Genomic DNA, 7,802 nt, shown 5'->3' with positions numbered 1-7,802 from the left:
GATTTTTCATTTTCGTTTTCAGCTTCTTTTATGAAAGCCCAACCTACACTTCCAGATCCAAGGTCAAGTCCCAGTATTTTTTTCATCGTTCAGTTTTTTTATATTTGTAATTAATCTGAAGCAATTCACAATAAGGATTATTCCGTTGTGAAAACATTTAAAGCGGCCTTCGGGTCGCTTTTTTTATTACTTCAAATTTCAATTCCATTATTTAAAATTACAGAATCCGCAATCTAATAAAACTTTCCCTAAAACCAATGAGGTAATGGTTAAAAACCGCGGTATCTGTCATTTACATTATCTGCTCTATGTTCGCTAAGAGCGGTTTGTATCAGTTTTTCAGTGGGTTTCACCAGTTGGGCGTAAACGGCTATGCCAACTTCGTTAAAGTAGTTTTCCTGTGATAGTTTTACCTCAGAGATGTAGGCGCTTAATTGTGCACCGGCATCGAGCATATTGGCAATGACTATATTTTCATAAGCGGCTATGTAACCGAGTTTGTGGCTTTGCCAGTGGACTTCAGTAGCAAAACGGTCGTGTTTGTTATCGGGGTCGCGTACTAATTGTAATTCCTGCCCCTCTTTTAAACTTCCGCTCACTTTATTAAAGTCGTAGTATTTGAGTCCGCGCAGGTAGTTGTCGTAAATCTTTATTGGTTTATTGCTGAAGAATTGGTTTTTGGGCAACATGAGTCCCATCGTACCAATTCCAAATCCCTTTACAAAATCACTTCGTTTCATGGTTGTTTTGTTTGATTCTTTACAAACTAAAATGGTGAGACCGTAATGTATTTACGTTGGGGAAGAAAGTCCCGTCCCTTGCGTCACGAGCTTTTAGTACTGACCGAAAGCGTCAGTAGATCTAAGTTCATCTAAGTCTTGACCTGCGTCAAGGACTAAGATTCACTAAGAGTCGAGGTTAAGGTTGAGGTTGAAGAGGAGGTTGAGCCGGAGGTGCTGACCGAAGCGTCAGTAGCTGAAAGTGCTGACCGAAGCGTCAGTAGCTGAGAGCGTTCTAATTGTGGTTTTGGGGTTGCTTGATGTTTAAGGTGTTAAGGGTTTGGAGGTTTGTGAGTTTTGTGTTTGTTTAGCCAAAAGCCAAAAGCCAAAAGCCAAAAGCCAAAAGCCAAAAACCAAAAGCTAATCGCCAACGGCTAAAGTCAAGGTCAAGGCCGAGGTTGAGCCGGAGGTGCTGACCGATAGCGTCACAAAGCTGATTCTTCCTTTTTTTAATCACTATCTCAAAAATTGCTTTATTAACTTAACAGTTTTGCCTCTTTTTGCTCAATAAAGAAAGCAAAATGGAAATAACCATATCATGTAGCTTTTAGCTAAAAACGTACCTCCACTTTCTCTATTCAACCGCTCTTGCGTAAATTCGCATTTAAAATTTGGATGATGAAGAATCGTATTTGTGAGTTGTTTGATATAGACTATCCTATTATTCAGGCCGGAATGATCTGGTGTTCGCCCTGGCAATTGGCCAGTGAAGTTTCCAATGCGGGCGGACTGGGAATAATCGGTTCGGGATCTATGTATCCTGAAGTGCTGAGAGAACACGTTGAAAAGTGCAAAAAAGCTACTGACAAACCATTTGCGGTTAATATTCCGTTGCTCTACCCCAATATCGAGGAGCATATTCAAACAATCATCGATTACGAGGTTCCAATCGTTTTTTCATCGGCTGGTAATCCCAAAACCTGGACACCCAAACTCAAAGAGCACGGTATTAAAGTTGTGCATGTTGTGTCGAGTGCAAAGTTTGCCAAAAAGGCTGTTGAAGCAGGATGTGATGCTGTTGTGGCTGAAGGTTTTGAAGCTGGCGGACACAATGGGCGAGAAGAGACGACAACTATGTGCCTTATTCCGCTTGTGAAAGATGCGGTTGATGCTCCGGTTATTGCAGCCGGTGGTATTGGATCGGGAAGGTCTATACTGGCAGCTATGTCGCTCGGTGCTGATGCTGTTCAAATCGGTAGCCGTTTTGCAGCGAGTAATGAATCATCGGGTCACGAGAATTTCAAAAACAGGATCGTGAGCACGAATGAAGGTGATACGGTTCTGACACTCAAAGAACTCGCACCTGTAAGACTCATCAAAAATGAATTTTACGCTGATGTGATGAATGCCTATGAGCGTTGCGCATCAAAAGAGGAACTCGCACAAGTACTCGGCAGGGCGAGAGCCAAAAAAGGAATGTTTGAGGGAGACATGGAACAGGGTGAACTCGAAATTGGTCAGGTAAGCGCCCAAATAAAAGATGTATTGCCGGCTAAAAAGATCTTTGAAAACCTCCTTAATGAATACCGCGAAGCGAGGAAGGCAATTTGTGATAAAGTTTTTGACCTTTAATACAACGAATTGCCGGCTGGGTCGTTTAAATCATTGATATGCGCATAGTTTCGGTTCTGACCATTATATTTTTTCTGGCTGGATTTGCTCGCGGAGCTGTAGATCCACCGGATTTACGCTGCATTGCTGTTCAACCGAACGGTGATGTGGTGCTCACGTGGATAGCGCCCAACGATCCGGCAAATGAATTTGTCGAGTATGTGGTTGGAGTGAGTAATTCTCGAAATGGAACTTACACCGAAACATCTGTTGCCAACCTGGCAACTACCACTTTCACAAATACGAATTCCAATGCTACTACAAACTCTGAGTTTTACTACGTGAAAACGGTTTACGATGATGGCAGCGGAAACGTGGAGGTCTCCAGCGACACATTTGAAACAATGCTCCCGGTAATATCCAACAAAACCGATACTACGGCAACCATAACCTGGAATCCGCAGATTGTCCCCAATTTACCCAGCAATTCAGGAAATTATGAAGTCTTTAGAAGTATAGATGGCGGTCCCTGGGTATTGGTCGGAACCACACCTTACGGAACCGAAACATTTACGGATACCACCTTCAAAGTATGTTCTGAAGATATCGCTTTTAAAGTAGAAACGGAGGATAACAGCGGTTGCAGATCTGTATCGGCCGTTGTGGAAGAGTTGTTTGAAGACAATACTTCACCTGATATTCCAATTATGGATAGTGTAACAGTTGACACGGCTACCGGAAACCTCGAACTCTCCTGGCAATCAAGTGAGGCGGGAGATACTGACGGCTACCAAATTTTGTACTATGATTTAGCATCATCTGCCTGGATAATCATCGATACCGTTTACGGGAAAGCGAATACAACTTACATCGATTCTGTGGCATCGGGTAGTGGAGGTACTCAACAATATGCCATCGCTTCATTTGATACCTGCTACAAAGGCAACCCGGCAACTGCCAATATAAGCGCAGGAAGTGATGCGCACCAATCGATTTATTTGGAAACTTTCCCTGATTTTTGCGCAGAGGAAGTTCAGTTAGAGTGGTCTCAGTATCAGGGCTGGAATGACTTGCAAGGCTATGCGATATATTATCGGCTGAATAATGGTCCGTCAGTCTTTTTGGATTCTGTACCGGGATCTGACAGTACCTATTTGCACGAAAATGTAGATGTGCGGCAGGATTACTGCTACGTGATTGTGGGGTATGCTACTGACCGATCGAAAACGAGTACCTCAAATATTGCATGTCCGCAAAGTGCAGCTTCTTTTCAGCCCAATATTCACTACCTGCAACGAGCTGATGTAGTCAATAGCGATTATGTGGAGATTGAGTGTTTAGTCGATACTTCGATTTTTGTGAATTATTATGCTTTAGAACGGGCTATCGATTCAAACGGAACATTTATAGAAATTGCTCGTGCTCCTTACGGTCAGAGCCCGATACTCCAGTTTGAGGACAGAACGGCACAGGTGAACCAAACCGATTACTGGTACCGTGTAGTGATGTACGATTCATGCGACTTCCCGATATCGATCTCGAATTTGGCTAAAACGATTTACCTGAACGGAACCTTTGATGAGCAAACCTACAATGCCCATCTGTCTTGGACTGCGTACATCGGTTGGGGTGTGTTTGGTGACTCGCTCGATCACTATGACTTATTTCGCGTGGCCGATAATGCAGCCGGTTCCATGAACCAAACTCTCACGACAGGCGATACGTTGCGCAATTTTGAAGAAAACACGGAAACTTACATCACTGAGGGTAATAGAATTTGCTACATCGTTCGGGCGACAAACCGCGATAGTTTGCAGGTTTATTCGAACAGGAAGTGTTTTAAATCTAACACGAAAATATGGGTACCGAATGCATTTAAACCTACAGGAATTCACAATCCTGAGTTTAAGCCCACTGTAGCTTTTGGTGGTTTTAGGCAATACAGGTTACAGATATTTAACCGCTTTGGAAACCTCGTTTTTGAATCGACTAATATCGAGCGAGGCTGGGATGGAACTGCTCAAGATGGAAGCGCAGCTCAACAGGGAGCTTATGCTTATCGTATTACGCTCGTCAATCAATCAGGAGATGAAGAAGTGAAAATGGGAAGTGTGATTTTGATTAGGTAAGGTTTTGATATTCTGTAATTTACCTTTAAATTTCCAATTAATTACAACAATTAAAGTAATTTTGGTCTGGTTTGTGCTAATCACTAACAAAAAGATATGTATGCTTAAACGACTGAGTATTTTAGTGATAGTGTTGCTCGCAACATCTGTTCAGGTATTTGGACAGAATGATGACGATGATAACGAGAATGAAAATGACGGACATTTAGATGCTCACATGGGACTCGGATTTCCCGAAGGAGAATTCAAAGATGCAGTTGGAGACCGCGCGTTTTTTGGAGTTGGTGGCGGAATTTATTTTCCGCTCGTTCGCAAGTTGACGCTCGAACTCGGTCTCACCTATCATTATTACTGGATGGAAAGGCAGGAAGAGGACTTTCAAATAGACGATCCTCAGTTCGGGGAATACGAAGTTACCTCAGTTGTGAATAGCAACATGATGCCCATTCATGCTAATTTGAGAGTTAGTCCGCTCAAGAATTTGAACAACGCATTCTATCCTTACATCGAGGGAATAGCCGGTTTTCGATTGTTCAACTCCCGAACCCGCATTTCAGTCGATGACTACACCCAAAATCCACCGCCAGATGAAATAGAGAATGAAACAAAAGGCGCCTGGAGCTATGGATACGCTGGCGGATTGTCTATCAAGTTATCTCGCGTAATTTTCATTGATGGCAGAGTTGAAAAGCTCTACGGAACGGAGTCTTCTTACATCGATTCTGAATCAATCGAGTACAACGACAACACGCAGGAAGCTACTTACGATAAGGTTTCATCCAATACGAACCTTATGACTTATTCTCTGGGGCTTCGCTTCCAGTTTTAACATCTCCATTATGTTGTAATTTGAGCGGACTGATATCAGATCCTGCCGGAATTTCGAATAATTCCAAATCGAAATACTTCACTGATGCGATGGCGTGATCAAAAATTTCGCCCATTACGTACTCGTAATTCACCCATGATTTTTCTTTACTAAAACCGTAAATTTCAATAGGTATTCCCTTTTCTGTTGGTTTGAGTTGGCGTGTCATCAGCGTCATTTCTTTATTGATGACAGGATTGTGCTCGATGTATTCACGAAGATATTTTCTAAATACACCAAGATTCGTTTGATTTCTGCCATTAATTGCCAGCGATTTATCGATATTATTTTTTTGGTTGTAATTGTCAATATCGAGCTGTTTTGAATCAATGTATTTATTGATAAGCTGAATACCTTTTAGCTTATCAAGATCTTTTTCTTCGAGAAAACGAACTGTACTTTGTTTGATGTAAATCGCTTTTTTGATTCTACGTCCAGGGCCTTCCTCCATATTGCGGTAATTGATGAAGCTATCGCTTATGAGGGCATAAGTGGGCACATTCGTAATCGTATTGTCCCAGTTGAGAACTTTTACCGTATTGAGGTTGATAACTGTCACATTTCCATCAGCTCCATACTTGCTCATGACAATCCAGTCACCAACACGAACCATATCATTATAAGAGAGCTGAATACTGCCCACAAATCCTAAAATAGTATCCTTAAAAATGAGGAGTAATACTGCTGATGCAGCTCCAAGTGCAGCAAAAAGATTTGTGACAGATTTTTCAGTGAGCTCTGAGAAAATCAAAATTGCGACAACGATCCAGCTCGCAATATTGAGCAACTGTGACAGGCTCTGAATAGGTTTATCCTTGAATTTGTCCTGTGTGAGCAAGTAGTCACGGCTTCCCTGAAGCAACGCCTGAATGAACAATGCAATGACAACGTACAGGTAAATATCAACAATTTCAGTAAGCGGAGTGATCAAGAACTCAAAATCGTGGAAAACAACCGGAATCACAGCGCTTACAAAAATTGCCGGTAGCCACTGACTGATGTAACGTGTGATGTTTCGCTCTATCAGGTGATCATCAAAATTGGTTTTCGATTTATTGGCAAAATGATGTAGGAAATTGACGAGTATCTTGCGTACTATTAAATCGATTAGTAGAGCAATGATAACGGTCAGAGCCAGAAGAACCAGCATCTTCACATAACGCAAGCTTTCACCGGCCACGCCCATTTCCTGGAGAATATTTCCTAACCAATTACCAATTTGATTGCCAAGTTCCTGTGTCTCGTCCATAACTGTACGATTAAATTAAGTGCAACAAAAATACTTTAGCAAAGTTAATAACCTGTGAAGCATATAATAATCTCGTGGCAGGTTAGTGCAGAATTAATACCTTTTCATCCATGTTGGGATACCGATTTACACGATATACACCAGAGAAAGATGAGCGCAGCCCGTTTGAAAAGCTGTTCGACATCTTTATGGAATTATTGACATATACCTCAGGTGATGTTGACGAAGCAATTGACTGGTTGCGCGAACTCGACAAAGAATATAAACTCACAGATGAAAACTATACAATTGATGATTTCATAGAGGATCTGAAGAAAAAAGGATTTATCGATGATGGAAATGGCAAAAAGGGGCAGGGGCCCGGGAGCGGTCACGGGATGACAGCCAAAAGTGAACAAGTCATCAGGCAGCGATCTCTTGAGCAGATCTTTGGAAAGATGAAACGCTCAAACACCGGCAATCATAAAACTGGAAAAACAGGGTTGGGAGATGAGCCAACTCCCGAAACCCGGGATTTCCAGTTTGGTGACCGAATCGAGCAAATCGACTTCACTGAAAGCATGCGAAATGCGCAGGTTAATCACGGTGTGGGAGATTTCCAAATGACCGAGAACGATCTTGTCGTAAGAGAAAACGAGTATAAAACTCAGGCTTCTACAGTGCTCATGATTGACTTATCTCACAGTATGATTTTATACGGTGAGGATCGGATCACACCAGCCAAAAAAGTGGCTATGGCTCTTGCAGAAATGATCAGGCGCAAATATCCAAAGGACACACTCGATATCGTTGTTTTTGGGAATGATGCCTGGCAGGTTTCGCTAAAAGACTTACCGTACCTTGAAGTAGGACCTTACCACACAAATACCGTAGCCGGACTAGAACTTTCTATGGATTTGCTGAGGAGACGCAAAAATCCAAATAAACAGATTTTCATGATTACTGATGGTAAACCATCGTGCATCAAAATCAATGGCGAGTATTACAAAAACAGCATGGGACTCGATGAACGGATTGTGAACAAAACACTCAACTTAGCCGTGCAGTGCCGTAAAGCAAAAATTCCAATTACCACCTTTATGATTGCTCGTGATCCGTATTTACAGGGTTTTATTAGGGAATTTACTGAAGCCAATAAAGGAAAAGCGTTTTATACAGGCTTGAGCGGATTAGGAGACTTTATATTTGAAGACTACGAACGAAACAGAAGAAGAAACACACGATAG

General features: G+C 42.1%; 6 protein-coding genes. 4 read left to right on the top strand and 2 right to left on the bottom strand.

All coding sequences use genetic code 11. From position 1 onward, the window contains the following. Positions 1–269: 269 nt before the first annotated feature. The gene (locus RI557_RS04075) at positions 270–740 is read right to left on the bottom strand and encodes an HIRAN domain-containing protein (protein WP_310682311.1); all 471 of its coding nucleotides are present in this window, start codon (positions 738–740) and stop codon (positions 270–272) included. Positions 741–1,394: 654 nt separating this feature from the next. Here RI557_RS04075 and RI557_RS04070 point away from each other — a divergent pair. From RI557_RS04070 to RI557_RS04060, 3 genes are all read left to right on the top strand, one after another. Next, positions 1,395–2,351 carry a nitronate monooxygenase gene (locus RI557_RS04070; protein ID WP_310667738.1) on the top strand — a complete coding sequence of 319 codons (957 nt, stop codon included), beginning with the start codon at positions 1,395–1,397 and terminating at the stop codon, positions 2,349–2,351. 38 nt (positions 2,352–2,389) lie between these two features. Continuing rightward, positions 2,390–4,459 (top strand): gliding motility-associated C-terminal domain-containing protein, encoded by a 2,070-nt coding sequence (locus RI557_RS04065; RefSeq protein ID WP_310682309.1) that lies wholly within the window; start codon positions 2,390–2,392, stop codon positions 4,457–4,459. A 100-nt stretch (positions 4,460–4,559) separates the two neighbouring features. Further along, positions 4,560–5,288, top strand: a complete 729-nt coding sequence (locus tag RI557_RS04060; protein ID WP_310667740.1) for a hypothetical protein — start codon at positions 4,560–4,562, stop codon at positions 5,286–5,288. On the opposite strand, the gene RI557_RS04055 is transcribed toward RI557_RS04060, so the two are convergent. Next, positions 5,251–6,576, bottom strand: a complete 1,326-nt coding sequence (locus RI557_RS04055) for a mechanosensitive ion channel domain-containing protein (protein WP_310667741.1) — start codon at positions 6,574–6,576, stop codon at positions 5,251–5,253. The two genes, RI557_RS04060 and RI557_RS04055, sit on opposite strands and share 38 nt — an antisense overlap. A gap of 110 nt (positions 6,577–6,686) precedes the next feature. Here RI557_RS04055 and RI557_RS04050 point away from each other — a divergent pair, with 110 nt between their 5' ends. Then, the gene (locus RI557_RS04050; protein WP_310667742.1) at positions 6,687–7,802 is read left to right on the top strand and encodes a VWA domain-containing protein; all 1,116 of its coding nucleotides are present in this window, start codon (positions 6,687–6,689) and stop codon (positions 7,800–7,802) included.

It is taken from the genome of Salibacter sp., from assembly GCF_031581065.1.
Lineage (GTDB): Bacteria > Bacteroidota > Bacteroidia > Flavobacteriales_G > Salibacteraceae > Salibacter.
Note: the sequence above shows the minus strand (reverse complement) of the source record. Positions and strands in the feature narration are given on the sequence as shown.